At 67.4% G+C, this 14714-nt stretch carries 15 protein-coding genes; all 15 read right to left on the bottom strand.

Annotation, left to right across the window (positions count from 1 at the left end; genetic code table 11):
* Positions 1 to 4 precede the first annotated feature (4 nt).
* The gene (locus WFK98_RS02630) at positions 5 to 1225 is read right to left on the bottom strand and encodes an acyl-CoA dehydrogenase (protein ID WP_336799181.1); all 1221 of its coding nucleotides are present in this window, start codon (positions 1223 to 1225) and stop codon (positions 5 to 7) included.
* 27 nt (positions 1226 to 1252) lie between these two features.
* The gene (locus WFK98_RS02625) at positions 1253 to 2041 is read right to left on the bottom strand and encodes an alpha/beta fold hydrolase (protein ID WP_336799180.1); all 789 of its coding nucleotides are present in this window, start codon (positions 2039 to 2041) and stop codon (positions 1253 to 1255) included.
* 12 nt (positions 2042 to 2053) lie between these two features.
* Positions 2054 to 3070, bottom strand: a complete 1017-nt coding sequence (locus WFK98_RS02620; protein WP_266339276.1) for a zinc-dependent alcohol dehydrogenase — start codon at positions 3068 to 3070, stop codon at positions 2054 to 2056.
* A 14-nt stretch (positions 3071 to 3084) separates the two neighbouring features.
* Positions 3085 to 4110: a branched-chain amino acid ABC transporter permease gene (locus WFK98_RS02615; protein ID WP_336799179.1), complete on the bottom strand. Its 1026-nt coding sequence runs from the start codon at positions 4108 to 4110 to the stop codon at positions 3085 to 3087.
* Complete coding sequence (locus tag WFK98_RS02610; protein ID WP_266339274.1) at positions 4107 to 4970, bottom strand: branched-chain amino acid ABC transporter permease; 864 nt, start codon at positions 4968 to 4970, stop codon at positions 4107 to 4109. Before WFK98_RS02610 ends, WFK98_RS02615 begins: the two co-directional genes overlap by 4 nt.
* The gene (locus WFK98_RS02605) at positions 4957 to 5685 is read right to left on the bottom strand and encodes an ABC transporter ATP-binding protein (RefSeq protein WP_266339273.1); all 729 of its coding nucleotides are present in this window, start codon (positions 5683 to 5685) and stop codon (positions 4957 to 4959) included. The genes WFK98_RS02610 and WFK98_RS02605 overlap by 14 nt, the downstream gene beginning before the upstream one ends.
* The gene (locus WFK98_RS02600) at positions 5682 to 6410 is read right to left on the bottom strand and encodes an ABC transporter ATP-binding protein (RefSeq protein ID WP_336799178.1); all 729 of its coding nucleotides are present in this window, start codon (positions 6408 to 6410) and stop codon (positions 5682 to 5684) included. The genes WFK98_RS02605 and WFK98_RS02600 overlap by 4 nt, the downstream gene beginning before the upstream one ends.
* A gap of 25 nt (positions 6411 to 6435) precedes the next feature.
* Positions 6436 to 7743: an ABC transporter substrate-binding protein gene (locus tag WFK98_RS02595; protein WP_336799177.1), complete on the bottom strand. Its 1308-nt coding sequence runs from the start codon at positions 7741 to 7743 to the stop codon at positions 6436 to 6438.
* Between the two features lie 71 nt (positions 7744 to 7814).
* Positions 7815 to 8633 carry an SDR family NAD(P)-dependent oxidoreductase gene (locus WFK98_RS02590; RefSeq protein WP_266339271.1) on the bottom strand — a complete coding sequence of 273 codons (819 nt, stop codon included), beginning with the start codon at positions 8631 to 8633 and terminating at the stop codon, positions 7815 to 7817.
* Positions 8634 to 8697: 64 nt separating this feature from the next.
* Positions 8698 to 9585, bottom strand: a complete 888-nt coding sequence (locus WFK98_RS02585; RefSeq protein WP_336799176.1) for an intradiol ring-cleavage dioxygenase — start codon at positions 9583 to 9585, stop codon at positions 8698 to 8700.
* Positions 9586 to 9595: 10 nt separating this feature from the next.
* Positions 9596 to 11350, bottom strand: a complete 1755-nt coding sequence (locus WFK98_RS02580; protein ID WP_336799175.1) for an FAD-dependent oxidoreductase — start codon at positions 11348 to 11350, stop codon at positions 9596 to 9598.
* The gene (locus WFK98_RS02575) at positions 11350 to 12399 is read right to left on the bottom strand and encodes a branched-chain amino acid ABC transporter permease (protein ID WP_336799174.1); all 1050 of its coding nucleotides are present in this window, start codon (positions 12397 to 12399) and stop codon (positions 11350 to 11352) included. The genes WFK98_RS02580 and WFK98_RS02575 overlap by 1 nt, the downstream gene beginning before the upstream one ends.
* An 8-nt stretch (positions 12400 to 12407) precedes the next feature.
* Positions 12408 to 13271 (bottom strand): branched-chain amino acid ABC transporter permease, encoded by an 864-nt coding sequence (locus WFK98_RS02570; protein ID WP_336799173.1) that lies wholly within the window; start codon positions 13269 to 13271, stop codon positions 12408 to 12410.
* Entirely contained in the window at positions 13268 to 13972 is a 705-nt protein-coding gene (locus WFK98_RS02565) for an ABC transporter ATP-binding protein (RefSeq protein ID WP_336799172.1), read from the bottom strand. The genes WFK98_RS02570 and WFK98_RS02565 overlap by 4 nt, the downstream gene beginning before the upstream one ends.
* Entirely contained in the window at positions 13972 to 14688 is a 717-nt protein-coding gene (locus tag WFK98_RS02560) for an ABC transporter ATP-binding protein (RefSeq protein WP_336799171.1), read from the bottom strand. The genes WFK98_RS02565 and WFK98_RS02560 overlap by 1 nt, the downstream gene beginning before the upstream one ends.
* Between the last annotated feature and the right edge of the window lie 26 nt (positions 14689 to 14714).

Here is a 14714-nt window from a genome sequence, read left to right as displayed (position 1 = left end):
CGAACTACTTCTTCTCGATCAGATCGTAGAACTGCCAGACGCGGTTGTTCCAGCTGCCTCCGAGATCGCGGCCGGCCGACGTCACGACCGACGGAGCGATGGTGAAGTGGTTGGCCGCCACCATCATCTCACGGAAGGTGCGCTGGATCACGCCCGCGCGCAGCGAGGCGCCGCCGCCGGCGCGATAGGCGAAGTTGCAGACGTCGACGCCGACCTCGTGGATCTCCGACTTGGCGAGGTGCACCAGGCTGATCTGATGGGTCGAGACGCTCTCGCCGGCCTCGACCGTCGCCTCGATGCCGCGCCAGACTTCGAAGACGAAGGCGCGGGCGGCGCGGTAGCGGGCCTCGGCCCGGCCGTAGTCATACCAGAACTTCTCGCTCTCGCCGATCAGGCCGGCGCGGCCCGACTTGGCGCGGGCGAACTTGGCGATCTCGTCGAGCATGCGGCGGCCGGTGCCGAGCGCCCAGCCGGTATGGCCGATGGCGGCGAGGCCGACGACGCCGAGGCTGAAGAACTCCTTCTGGCGCAGCGGCGGCGCGGTCAGGATCGGGAAGACGAGGTCGTCGGCGATGAAGACGTCCTCGGCCGCATAGTCGATGCTGCCGGTGCCGCCGAGGCCGAGCACGTCCCAGTTGCCGAGCTGCTTGTGCTCGGAGATCGGCGCGTGGGCGCACATGACGATGACGTTGCCGTTGGCGTCCTTGGCCGGCTTACCGGTGCCGTCGTCGACGAAGGCGGCGCTATGCGAATAGGTGGCGTGGCTGAAGCCGCTGCCATAGCTCCACTTTCCGGTCAGGCGATAGCCACCCTCGACCTTCTTCAGCATGCCGAGCGGCGCGCCCTGCCCCGAGAAGCGGTTGTCGGTGCCCGGCGCGAACAGCCGCTCGACGGCGCTGTCGGGCAGGAAGGCGGCCGACATCGCGCCGATGCAGCAATGCACCATCGAAACCCAGCCGGCGGAGCCCGAATGCCAGGTGATCGCCTCGAGCAATTCGAGCGCCTGCGTCGGCGGCAGCTGCGCGCCGCCAAGGCTCTCGGCCGCGAAGACGTGCGACATGCGAAGCTGCTTCAACGCCTCGAAGGTCTCCGGCGTCAGTTCGCCGTTCTCCTCGTCGGCGTCGGCATTGGCTTCGAGGATCGGGCCGATCTCGGCGATCTTCTTCAGCAGGTCGCGATAGTCGACCGTCGTGCCCCAGGGGCTGTGCTTGATGGGCTTGTTCATGAACTTTTCCTCCACTTTGAAATCGGTTCAGCCGGCGAGGAAATCGCCGACCTGGGTCAGGGTCCCGGGCTTTTCCTGCATGACGAAGTGACCGGCGTCCTCCACCAGGATCAGCCTCGCGTCCGGCAGGGCGTCGACGAAGAGCGGCGCCTGGCTGGCCGGCAGAAGGCGATCCTCCTCGCCCCAGACGACCAGCGCGGGATTGTTGATGCGTCCCAGGAAACGCCGCAGGTTCGGGTGCCCCATGCCGAAGGGCGCAAGCAGGCGGCCGAGCGTCTCGCCCTCGCGGGCGCGGTCGGTGCCGAACGCCTCGGCGAAGGCGGCATCCGAGCCGTCCGGGAAGTAGCGGAGCGCCACGGAGACGTCATGCGCCAGATAGGCCGGCAGGTCCTGCGGCGCGAGCGCGCCGAGATTGGTGGCCGGATGGGCGGGATCGTTCAGGCCCGCCGGCGCGACCAGCACCACCTTGTCGAAGCGCTCGCGCGCCACGCCGGCGAGCTCAGTCGCCATCCAGCCGCCCATGGAGAAGCCCATCAGATGCGGCTTCTCCTCAAGGTTCATCGCGTCGAGCAGGTCGAGATAGTGCACGACCATGTCGGACATGCCCGCGACATGCGGCGCGGCGCCGGAAAAGCCGAAACCCGGATGGCTGGCGCAGAGTACCCGGAAGCGGTCGGCGAGGCCGGCGGCGAAGTCGAAGCCTTCCAGCGTCGAAGCGCCATGCAGGAAGAGGATCGGCTTGCCCTTGCCGATCGCCTTGATCACCGTCCTGGTGCCACCGACGTCATATTCGAGCGTCTCGAATGAAACGGCCATGTTCATACCTCCTCAGACAAATTCCGGTTGGATCAGCACCTTGCACTGGGTCGTGCGACGGCGAAGGCTTTCGAAGATCTGCGGCACGGGCGACAGATCGATACGGTCGGTGATCAGCCCCTGCGGCGCGAACGGCCCGCCGCGCAACGCGTCGAGCGCGACGCCGAATTCGCTGCGCTGGTCGAAGAAGACCGAGAAGAGCAGGTTCACTTCCTTCGACAGGGCGACGAACGGATCCCATTCGTCGCCGCCGATGCAGAGACCGACGCCGACCACCGTGCCCTGCAGGCGAACGGATTCGACCGCCTTGCCGAGCAGGCCGCGCTTGCCGACGCATTCGAAGACGATGTCCGGCGCGCCGCCGCAGGCATCGGCGAGGTTCTCGCTAAGGCGCTCGCCCGAAAGGACGAAGCCCGTCGCGCCGAGCGCCAGAGCCCGCTCCCGCTGGTGTTCATGAATGTCGGCGACAACCACATGCGACGCGCCCATCCGCCGCGCCCAGAAGGCGACGAGCAGGCCGATCGGCCCCGCGCCGATGATGGCGACGCGGTCGCCAGGCTTCATGCCCGAACGGACGATGCAGTGGAGCGCGACCGAAAGTGGCTCGGCCAGAGCACCATCCTCGAGCGGCACGTCATCGGGCAGGATCCGGCACTGGCGCGCCGCGACCGTCGCATATTCGGCATAGCCGCCGCCGATCAGAACCATCTCGGCGCAGCGCGCCGGATCGCCACGACGGCAGGAGGCGCAATGCCCGCAGCCGCGCATCGGCACGACGGCGACACGATCGCCGATGCGGAGATCGGAAACCTCCGAACCGACGGCGACGACATCGCCGGCGAATTCATGGCCGAGCACGAAACCCGCGCCGATGCCGAACGGCACCGGGTCCTCGGTGATGTGCAGGTCGCTGCCGCAGATGCCGCAGGCGGCGACGCGCAGGACGACCTCGTCCGGAGCCGGCGCCGGGTCCGGCACGCTGCCGATCCGCAGCGGACTGCCAACCGTGTCGAAAATGGCCGCTTTCATGAAACTCCCTCCTGTCAGCGGTTCGGATCGACGAGCTTGCGCCGGATCGGGAACCATGGCGCATCCCATCGTTTCGAGATCAGGCCCCAGATCCCGGTGCGCGCGTAGAGCGCGACCAGCAGCGTCATGACGCCGAGGACGACGAAATAGGTGGCGCCGTACTCGCCGAAATAGCGATCCGCGATGAAGAAGATCAGCGCGCCAATCAGCACCCCCTCGATCGAGCCGATGCCGCCCACCATGACGATGAAGATAGCGACGTTGGCCCACATCGGGTCGAAGGCCGAGCCGGGCGTGATGCGCAGCTGCGCCATGAAATAGATCGCGCCGGCAAGGCCGCAGCCGACCGCCGAGGCGACGTAGATCAGGAAGCGGAGCTTGGCGACGTTGACGCCCTGGCTGGCGGCGGCGACCGGGTTGTCGCGCATGGCGATCAAGGCGAGCCCGTAGCGCGAACGCAGCAGCCAGTAGCTGCCGCCCACCGTCAAGAGCAGCATCCCGGCGCAGAGCAGCGACATGGCGAGGTTCCGCTCGAAGGCGGAATAGTCCTTCATCACCCGCAGCGACATGCCGGCGCCGGCATTGACGAGCGGCAGGTTGGAGCAGACCAGCCGGAACACCTCCGCCACCACCCAGGTGCCGATCGAGAAATACGGCCCGTCGAGCCGATGCAGCAGCAGGTAGATCGGCACGGCCAGCACGGCCGGCACCAGCAGCGACAGGAACACCGCCAGGAACGGATTGATGCCGAAGGTCTGCGCCAGCACGAAGAGCGCATAGCCGGCCGCGCCCATGAAGGCCTGCTGGCCGACGGACACCAGACCGGCATAGCCGGCGAGCAGGTTCCACATCTGCGCGACGGCGATGTAGCAACAGAGGATGAGGATCGACCGGATCGTGCCGGTCGACGCCCACCACGGCATGGCGGCGACCGCGACCACGCCCAGCACCGCGAGCGTCATGGCGATGCGGCCGGACGAGGTCTGGCGCTGGACCAAGACGTCGGGAGCCTCGGAGACGGCATAGGGAATTGCACTCATGTCGATGCCTTTCCGAACAGGCCCTGCGGGCGGGTCGCCAGCACGATCAGGAAGACGATGTGGCCGGCGAGCACGCCGAAGCCCGGATCGATGCGGAAGCCAATGGCCTGCGAGATGCCGAGGACCATCGAGCCGAGGAAGGCACCCCAGACGGCGCCCATGCCGCCGATGATCACTGCCTCGAAGGCATAGATCAGCTGGGCCGGACCATCGGCCGGCGCCACGGTCGAGCGCAGCGACTGGAAGACCGCCGCGAAACCGAGGATGCCGACCGCTACCGCCGTCGCCAGCGCATAGACGGCGCGCGGGTTGATGCCGGTCATCGCAGCCGCCTCGACATCGGCCGAAGCGGCGCGGAGCGCGCGGCCGAAGCGGGTGTGCTTCAGCATCATGTCGACGCCCCAGGTCAGGCCGGTGGCGACCGCGAGCACGATCAGCGGCAGCAGGCCGACATAGATGCCGCCGATCTCGATCGACTGGCTCTCGATGCCGTGGCCCGGCAGCGAGCGGCTGTTGGCCGACCAGATCTGCAGCATCAGGTTCTGCAGCGCGATCGACAGGCCGAAGGTGGCGATCAGCGAGGGCAGCGGGTCGCTGCCGACGACGCGGTTCAGCACCGCCTTCTGCAGCACCCAGCCCATCAGCACCGCGAGCGGCACCAGGATGATCAGCACCGAGACGGGCGCGAGGCCCCAGGCGGTCGCCATCGAGATGCCGATCAGCGACAGCAGGATGACGAGGTCGCCATGGCTGATGTTGACGATCCGCATGACGCCGAACATCAGCGCCATGCCGAGCGCATATTGGGCATACATGCCGCCCAGCAGGATGCCCTGCACCAATGCGTCAAACCACTCCATGGCCCGCTCCAAAGTAAGCTTTGCTGATTTGGTCGCGCGTGACGTCGCCGGATTTGCCGGTCAGGGTCACGCGCCCTTCCAGCATGCAGTACAGGCGGTCGGAGGCGGACTGGGCGAGGCCCACGTCCTGCTCGACCACGATCACCGCCGTGCCGGTGGCGCGGATCTCCGGCAAGGCGGCGTAGATCTCGCGGATCACCTTGGGCGCGAGGCCGAGGCTGATCTCGTCGCAGAGCAGCACGCGCGGCTGGCAGAGCAGCGCCCGGCCGATGGCGACCATCTGCTGCTGCCCGCCCGACAGGCTCTGCACCTGCGCCCTCGCCTTCTCGGAGAGGATCGGGAACAGCTTGTGCAGCCGCGCCAGCGTCCAGCCGCCCTTGGCGCCGATACGGGCCGCCTGATCCATGGCGACGCGCAGATTGTCCTCGACCGACATGCCGGTGAAGAGGCGGCGGCCTTCCGGCACGATGGCGATGCCCTTCTGAACCATGCGGTCGGTCGCCGTGCCGCCGACGGGCTCGCCGTTCAGCCGCACCATCTCGCGCGCCACGGGCAGGAGCCCCATGATCGAGCGCAGGAAGGTCGACTTGCCGGCCCCGTTGGCGCCGATCAGCGCCACGGCCTCGCCCTCGTGCAGTTCGGTATCGACGCCGTAGAGCGCCTGGAAATCGCCATAGCGGGCGACGAGCCCGTGGGTGGAAAGGACGGCGGTCATACCTCGATCCCCATATAGACGCGCTGGACCTCGGGCAGCGCGATCACCTCGGCCGGCACGCCCTCGGCGATCTTCTCGCCGAAGTTCAGCACCATCAGCCGGTCGGCCACCGCCATCAGCGCGTGCAGCACGTGCTCGATCCACACGATGGTGACGCCGCGGTCGCGGATGCGGCGCACCAGCGCCACCAGCGCCTTCGATTCATCCTCGGTCAGGCCGCCCGCGATCTCGTCCAGAAGCAGGAGCTTCGGATCCGAGGCGAGCGCGCGCGCCAGTTCGAGCCGCTTGCGGTCGAGCAGCGTCAACGCACCGGCGGAGACATTCGCCTTGTCGGCGAGTTCGCACTGGCGCAGCACCTCGGCGCAGAAAGCGTAGCTCTGCTTCTCCGACCGGCCGCCGCCGAAGGCGGCGGCGACCAGCAGGTTCTCGAAGGTGGTCATGCCCGAATAGGGACGCGGGATCTGGTAGGTGCGCCCGACCCCCATCTGACAGCGTCGATAGGGTGGCTCGCCGCGCAGCGCCGTTTCGCCGAGCTGGATCTCGCCGGCCGACACCTTCAGATCGCCGCTGATCATGTTGAACAGCGTCGTCTTGCCGGCGCCGTTCGGGCCGAGGATGCCAAGCACCTCGCCCCGACGGACATCGAAGCTCACCTCGTGCAGGACGCGGGCGGCGCCGAAGGACTTCGACACACCGCGCGCTCTCAGCAGGATTTCCCTGTCCATCACTCCCCCCGCGTCCCGGTTCATGTCACCAGACGATCGCCTGGATCTTCTGCTGCGGCGCGAAGAGCTGATTGACCGTGTTGTCGACGATCTTCAGGTCGTAGGGCCACTTGTCGCCCTTCACCCACTGGCCGCCGAAGATTGGCGTCTTGCAGATGTTCTTGTGCGGCGAGCCATCGAACTTGATGTGGCCGACAAGCGTCTGCAGGTCGGTGGCGACCATCGCGTCCCGGTTGGCCTCGCGGTTCAGCGGGTCGGACGAGCGCTTGAGGATGTCGATGGCGACCTCGAGCAGCGCGTGCGAATAGCCGAGCGGCTGCGTCCACTGGCGCTTCGTGTCGACTTCCCACTGGGCGGCGATGTCGTTGCTGACCTGGCCGGTGAGCGACGACTTGAACGGGAAGGCCGGCGTCCACCAGACTTCCGACGACATGCCGTTGCCGAGCGGTCCCATCGCCTCGACGCCGCCCGGGAACAGGAGCGCCGCCGCGACCGTGATCGCCTTCGGCTTGTAGCCCTGCTGGTTGCACTGGGTGACGAAGGTCTTCAGATCATCCGGATAGGTGATGCCGCCGATGATCTCGCAGCCCTGCTTCTTGAACTCGGAGATCTGGGCCGAGAAATCGTTAGTGCGGGGCTGGAAGTAGCCGGGGACCACGACCTCGTAGCCGGCCTTGCGGGTCGGCGCCGGCAGGCCGTATTCCTCGTTGCCCCAGGTCTCGCCGTCGATGTTCTGCGGGAACAGCATGCCGACCTTCTTGTTGGTCTCGAGCTGGTTCCACAGGCCGACGAAGGTGTTCAGCGCCTCGTCGAGACCCCAGAAGAAGTGGTTGGTCCACTCGAAGGTCTGCTTGCCGCCGCCGCGCGGGAAGACGACGGCCTGCCAGGGCGCGCCGGCGGAGATGCAGGGCGTCTCGTAGAGTTCGGACTGTTCGGCGGCGGGCAGGATGGTGTCGGTCGTCGACGCCGGGACGATCAGGTGCACCTCGTCGTTCAGGATGAGGTTGCCGGTGATTTCGGCCGATTTGTTCGGATTGGACTGGCTGTCGCGTTCGAGGATCTCGATCTCGTAGGTCTTGCCATTGGCCGACTGCAGCTTGCCGCCGAGCAGATCGCGGATCTTCTGGACGGTGTAGCCGTCGGTCTCGCCGAACAGTCCGAGCGGGCCGGTGGCGGGGGTGATGTACCCCATCTTGATCTTGCCGGCAGTCTCGGCGCGGGCATAGCCCGGCAGGGCGAGCGTGCTGACGGCGGCGCTGGCGCCGAGGCCCTTGAGGATAGTCCGGCGGCTCGGCCGCAGGCCCGATTTCACCAGCTTGTTGTAGTAGGTCATTGTCGTTCCCTCCCGTTGATAAGGTATCTCCGGCCCGCCCTCCTCGACGGAACCGGCCTCAGGTCGAAGCGTCAGGTCATGCGGGTCAGCGAGCCGCCGTCGATGACGATGAGCGAGCCCGTGAAGAAGGCGCCGGCCGGCGAAGCGAGCAGCAGCGCCAGCCCCTTGATGTCCTCGACATCGCCGATACGGCCGATCAGCGACTGGCTCTCGAAGGCCGCGCGATCGGCCTTGTTGCGCAACCGGCCGCCGGCAATGTTGGTGATGAACGGCCCCGGCAGGATCGCGTTGACGCGGATGCCGTAGGCGCCGAGTTCCATCGCCATATGCCGGACGAAGTGGTTCACCGCCGCCTTGGCCGGCATGTAGGACGTGCCGACGATGCTCTCGTTGATCAGCGAGGCGATGGACGAGGTGACGATGATCTCGCCGCCGCCCTTCGGCTTCATGTGGCGGACGGCGTTCTTCACGGTCGTGTAGACCGAGGTCAGGTTGAGCGCGATGCCGCGGTCCCACTGCTCGTCGGGCGTGTTCTCGATCGCCCCGTCCGGATTGCGCTCGCCGGTCGGCGTATTGAAGCCGGGCCCCGGATCGATGCCGGCATTGGCGAAGACCGTATCGATACGGCCGTGCCGCTCCGCGACCGCGTCGAAGGCGGCGGCCATCGCCGGGCGATCGCCGACATCCACCACCTGGCCCCAGACGTCCCACCCCTTCGCCGTCATCTCGGCCGCCACCCGCGACAGGCCGTCCGGATCGATGTCGAAGATGCAGACCCTCGCGCCATGCTCGGCCATGATCTCGGCATAGGCCCTTCCGATGCCGCTGGCGCCGCCGGTGACGACCACCGACTTGCCCCTGACATCGAACATCTTTTCCAGTGCGGCCATGAATTCCCTCCCCTTCGTTCCCTGGAAACCTGCGCGCCGACGCTTCCCAGCGCCGGCTTCGCGGTCAGCCCTTCCTGCGCGACAGCACGAAATCGAACTCGACGTCGCAGAACGGCGCGGCGACCTCGACCTTCGCCGCCGCATCCGCGTCCTCGACCTTGCGGAACTCGGCAAGCAGGCTCTGCTTCACGCCGAAGACGGCATCCGAGTTGATGTACGGATCGTCGGGATCGAAGATGTGCGTGGTCAGCGCGTCGAAGCCGTCGGCCTCGACGATGTAGTGGAGATGCGCCGGCCGGTTGGGATGACGCCCCAGCGCGCCGAGCAGCTTGCCGACAGGGCCATCGTCCGGGATCGGGTAGTATTTCGGCTTCACGCCGCGGAACCAGTAGCGGCCGTCCGGACCCGTGCGGAACACGCCGCGCAGGTTGAACTCGGGCTGGATGCCCTGCTGCTGGACGTCGTAGAAGCCTTCGTCATTCGCCTGCCAGACGTCGATCTTGGCGTTGGCGATCGGCCGGCCCTCGGTGTCGAGGATGCGGCCATGCACGAACATCGGCTCGCCCTTCTGGTCGAGGCAGATGTTGGAGCCCATCGGTAGTTCCGGCGCGTCGGCGACATGGAACGGCCCGAGCACCGTCGATTCCGAGGCGCCGGACGGCTTGCGGTTGTTGATCGCGTCGACCAGCATCGAGACGCCGAGCACGTCCGACAGCAGGATGTATTCCTGACGCCAATCGTTGCAGATCTGCCCGGTCTGGGTGAGGAACATGATGGCGGCGAACCATTCCTCCTGGGTCGGCTCGATCTCCTTGACCGCCTCGTGCAGCTTGCGGGTGATGACGTCCATCACCTGCTTCAGCCGCTCGTCCTTGGCGTTCCGGTTGCGCGCCACGACGACTTCGGCCGAATTCGCCTCGGTGAAGTAACCGTATTCGTGTGCTTCGATCATGCGATCTTCCTCAGCGCGCCAGAACGGATTGGAAAACGCGGCGCAGTTCGGCCGCGGGGTCGGAGGCGATCGTCTCGGCGCGCCAGGCGACGTGATGATCGGGGCGGACGACCAGGCAGCCGGCATCGCGGATCTCGCGGGCGCGGGCCCAGTCGCCGGTGTGATCCTCGATCGCGCGGCGCGGCCCGATCACATGGGTGCGGATCGGCAGGCCGAGTTCCTGGCCGACCTGCTCGGCAGCCTCGACCCAGGCCTCGCCGCCGATGCCGGTCAGGAGCGTGAATTCGCCCTTGCCGGTGAGATCGAGGGTCGAGACCTTGCGACCGGAACGCTCGAACACCCAGGCATGCGGCAGGCGCGCGCCCGGCCAGGTCGTAGGCGCATAGTGCAGCTCGCGATCCCGCTCGAACGCCGGCTGCGCCGCGCCATCGGCCAGCACCGCGCCCGACGCGTAGCGCTGGTTCATCTCGACGCCGTGGGCATCGAACTCGTACTTCTTGAAGGCGATCGCCTTGCGGATCGCCTCGCGCTGCGCCTCGGCGGCGACGGTCGCGTCGGCGCGCGCCTCCATGTTCTTCTGGATCTTCGCGTGATCGACGCCGCCATCCATGCCGAGCGCCTCGAAGATCGGCCCGAACTCGCCGATCGACTGGTTGGCGCGGGTGACGATCTGGCGGGCGATCGGCGCGCGCTCGGCCGAGTAGCTCTCAAGAAGGCCGAGACCCGCCTGGCCCTTGACGACCTTGGCGAGCTTCCAGGCGAGGTTGAAGCCGTCCTGGATCGAGGTGTTGGAGCCGAGCCCGTTCGACGGCGGATGCCGGTGCGCGGCATCGCCCATGATAAACACCCGCCCCTTCTGCATGTGTGTGGCGAAGCAGTTGTTTACGGTCCAGGTGTTGGCGCCCAGCAGCTCGATTTCGAGCTCGGGATCACCGACGAGCTGGCGCGCGACCTCGGTCGCGAGCTCCGGCGTCACCTCCGGCGGCGGCTGGTTGATGTCGTAGCCCCAGACGATCAGCCACTCGTTCCACGGCCGCACCATCCGGACGAGGCCCATGCCGATGCCGCCGACATCGGCGCCCGGCTGCATGACCCAGTAGAGGACGCTCGGGCGGTGGGCGACGTATTTGGAGAGATCGGCGCGGAACAGGATGTTCATCGAGCCGCCGACGCCCATCTTGCCCTCGAACGGCAGGCCGAGATGCTCGGCGACGAGCGAATTGCCGCCATCGGCGCCGACGAGGAACTTCGAGCGGACGGTGAAGGTCTGGCCCGACAGGCGATCGCGACAGGTGGTGGTGACGCCGTCCTCGTCCTGGACGTGGCTCACATATTCCGTGCTCATGCGGGCCTGCGTGCCGCGCGAGCAGGCCGTCTTGAACAGGATCGGCTCCATGAAGGTCTGCGGCAGGTCGTTCATGAAGGAGGGCGACGCCTGCAGATGGGCGGCCTTCGAGACGGGGTGCGTGCCCCAGCTCTTCATGCGGCCGATCTCCTCGCCGGCCAGGCTTTCGCAGAAAACGTTCTCGCCCATCAGTTCCTGCGGCGAGGCATGCATCATCGCCTCGGCCTCGACGTCGGCGCCGAGGTCGCGCAGCACTTCCATCGTGCGCTGGTTGGTGATGTGGGCGCGCGGCGTGTTCGACAGCCAGCGGTAGCGGTTCACTACCATGTTGGCGACGCCATAGCTGGAGAGCAGCGCGGCCGTGGCCGAGCCGGCGGGGCCCGTTCCCACGATCAGCACGTCGGTTTCGATATCGACCATCAAATTCCTCCCTCGATCTTCGGCCCGACCAGCCTGCGGCGGACGGGAAACAGGTGCAGGCCGCTGCGGGCCGAGATCAGCCCCCACAGGCCCTTCGGCGCGAACAGCATTACGGCAATGGCGATCAGCCCGAGCGTCATCAGGTACCAGCTGCCATAGTCGGCCAGCGCCGAGCGCAGGACGAAGAAGACGAGCACGCCGACGATCGGCCCCTCGATGGTGCCGATGCCGCCGATGACGACGATGAAAATGACGTAGGCGGTCCAGTCGGTGACGGCGAAGGCCGCATCCGGCGAGATCCGCGCCGTCTGCAGGAAGATCAGCGCGCCGGTCAGGCCGGTGGCCGCGGCGGCGATCAGGAAGACGGCCCATTTGAGCCGCCCGGCATCGACGCCGACGGAGCGCGCCGCCTCGACATTGTCGCGCACGGCGGAAAGCGCCAGCCCGAGCCGGCTGCGCAGCAGCCAGTAGATGCCGCCGGTCACCGCGACGACCAGCACCAGCGCCAGCCAATAGGCGAGGATGTCGCGCGCCGCCGCCTCGCGCACGCTGAACAGCGCCCGGATCAGGTCGGTGCCGAGGATGTTGCTGGTCGCCTCGCGCGGCAGCGACGTGCCGGTGCCGCCGCCGAGCGCCTTCCACTGCGCGATCAACAGGCGCGTGACCTCGGCGATCACCCAGGTGCCGATGGCGAAATAGGCGCCCTGCAGGCGGAAGGCGAAATAGGCGGTCGGCACGGCCAGCACGAGGGCGGCGAGACCGCCGAGCAGGATGGCCCAGACCGGGTTCCAGCCGAGCAGGATCACGCCGGCGAACATGGCGTAGGCGCCGAGGCCGACAAAGGCCTGCTGGCCGACCGAGACGAGGCCGCCATAGCCCGCCAGCAGGTTCCAGATCTGCGCCAGCGTCAGCATGGTGAGGATGAAGAACAGGTCCTGGATGACACTGCGCGAAGCGACCGCCGGCAGGGCCAGGCCGGCGACGGCAAGCGCCAGCACGACGATCGCTGTGGCGGCTCCGGCACGGGTACGGGTTGTCGATCGGTACATGCCGCCCCTCAATCCACGGCGCGCGGGAACAGCCCGCGCGGCTTCAGCAACATCACGATCAGAAAGGCGATGTGGCCGGCTAGGATCTGCCATTCCGGGTTCACGGCCGCGCCGAAGGTCTGCGCGACGCCGATGATGACGCCGCCGGCGAGCGTGCCCCACAGGCTGCCGAGGCCACCGATGATCACGGCCTCGAAGGCGTAGATCAGCCGCGCCGGTCCGATCGCCGGATCGAAGTTGGAGCGCATGCCGAGATAGAGCGCGGCGATCGTCACCACGACCATGGCGATGCCGGTCGCCATGGCGAAGATCCGCTTCGGCTCGATCCCCATCAGTCCGGCCGTGACAGCGTCATCAGAGGTGGCGCGGAAGGCCCGGCCGAGCGGGGTGTGGTAGAATAGCCCGTTCAGCGCGACGATCGCGAGGACGGCAGAGGCGAAGGTCAGGAGCGGCATAACGCCGACCGTGACGAGGCCGAGATCGAGCGACGCTCCTTCGAGCGCTCCCGCCGGAATGCGGCGGCTGTCGGCCGAGAAGGCTTCGAGCAGGCCGTTCTGCAGCGCGACCGACAGGCCAAAGGTGACGAGCAGCGGCGGCAGGATGTCCTTGCCCAACACGCGGTTCAGCACGGCGGTCTGCAGCAGCCAGCCGAGGCCGAACATCAGCGGCATGGCGACGAGCGCCGCGGTCCAGGGCGACAGGCCGAGCAGCGTGACGCCCATCAGCACCAGATAGGCGGCGAAGACGATCAGGTCGCCATGGGCGAGATTGACCAGCCGCATGATGCCGAAGACGAGGCTGAGGCCGGCCGCGAACAGGGCATAGAGACCGCCCAGAAGGATGCCCTGCACCAGGGTGTCGACCGAGATCATGCCGCCTCCCCGAAATAGGCGGCATGGATGTCCTGACGCGAAACCGCGGCGGCCTGCGCCGCCAGCGTGACGCGGCCTTCCATCAGGCAATAGACCCGGTCGGCGACGGCGAGCGCCTTGCCGATGTCCTGCTCGACCACCACGACCGCCGCGCCGCCAGCACGGATCTTCGGTAGCGCCGCGTAGATGTCACGGATGACGACGGGGGCGAGGCCGAGGCTGATCTCGTCGCAGAGCAGCAGTTCTGGGTTCGACATCAGCGCCCGGCCGATCGCCACCATCTGCTGCTGGCCGCCGGAAAGCGCGGTGCCGGGGTTCTTCCGCCGCTCGCGCAGGATCGGGAAGAGATCGTAGATCGCCTCCAGGTTCCATGGCCCCTGCGGCGCCTTGCGCACCTGGCCGCCGATCAGGAGATTTTCCTCGACCGTGAGCGAGGGAAACAGCCGGCGGCCCTCGGGCACCATGGCGATGCCGCGCTTCATGACCTCGGCCGAGGACAGCGCGCCGATCGGCTCGCCCCGGTGCAGCACCATTCCCGGCTCGTTGCGGATCACGCCGGTGATCGAGCGCATCAGCGTCGACTTGCCGGCGCCATTGGCGCCGATGATCGCCACGCATTCGCCTTCGCCGACGGCGATATCGACGCCGAAGAGAGCGCGGAACTGGCCGTAACTGGCGGTGAGACCGTGCGTCTGCAGCATCAGACCTCGAGCCCCAGATAGATCTCGCGCACCGCCTTCGAGGCCATGATCTCGTCCGGCGCGCCGATGCCGATGACGCGACCGAAATCGAGCACGAGCAGGCGCTCGACCACCGAGGTCAGCGCATGCAGGACGTGCTCGATCCAGATGATCGTCGTCCCGCGCGCATGGATGCCCCGGATCGTCGCGACGAGCGCCTTGCACTCGCCCTCAGTCAGACCGCCGGCGATCTCATCGAGCAGCAGCACTTCGGGTCCGGTCGCCAGTGCACGGGCAAGTTCCAGGCGCTTGCGATCGAGAAGACTCAGCGAGCCGGCGACGACATTCGCCTTCTTCAGCAGTTCGGTTTCCTCGAGGATCTGCGCGCAGGCGTCGACCATGTCGGCCTCCCGCCCGCCCCGGCCGAAGGCGGCGGCGGTCAAGAGGTTCTCGAACACGGTCAGACCTTCGAAGGGCTGCGGGATCTGGAAGCTGCGGCCGACGCCCATCCGCACCCGTTCCATGGCGGGGACGCGCGTGACGTCGCGGCCGAGGAACTCGATCCGCCCGGCATTCGCCAGCAGGTTGCCGGTGATCAGGTTGAACAGCGTCGACTTGCCCGCGCCGTTGGGGCCGATGATGCCCAATGCCTCGCCGCGCGGCACCGAGATTGTCACGGCATCCGTAACCTTCAGTGCCCCGAAAGACTTCGAGACATTTTCCAGCCTGAGTATCATTGCTGCCTTCCTCGGGCGCACCTGGG

The organism is Kaistia sp. MMO-174 (assembly GCF_037147815.1).
Taxonomy (GTDB): Bacteria; Pseudomonadota; Alphaproteobacteria; order Rhizobiales; family Kaistiaceae; genus Kaistia; species Kaistia nematophila.
Note: the sequence above shows the minus strand (reverse complement) of the source record. Positions and strands in the feature narration are given on the sequence as shown.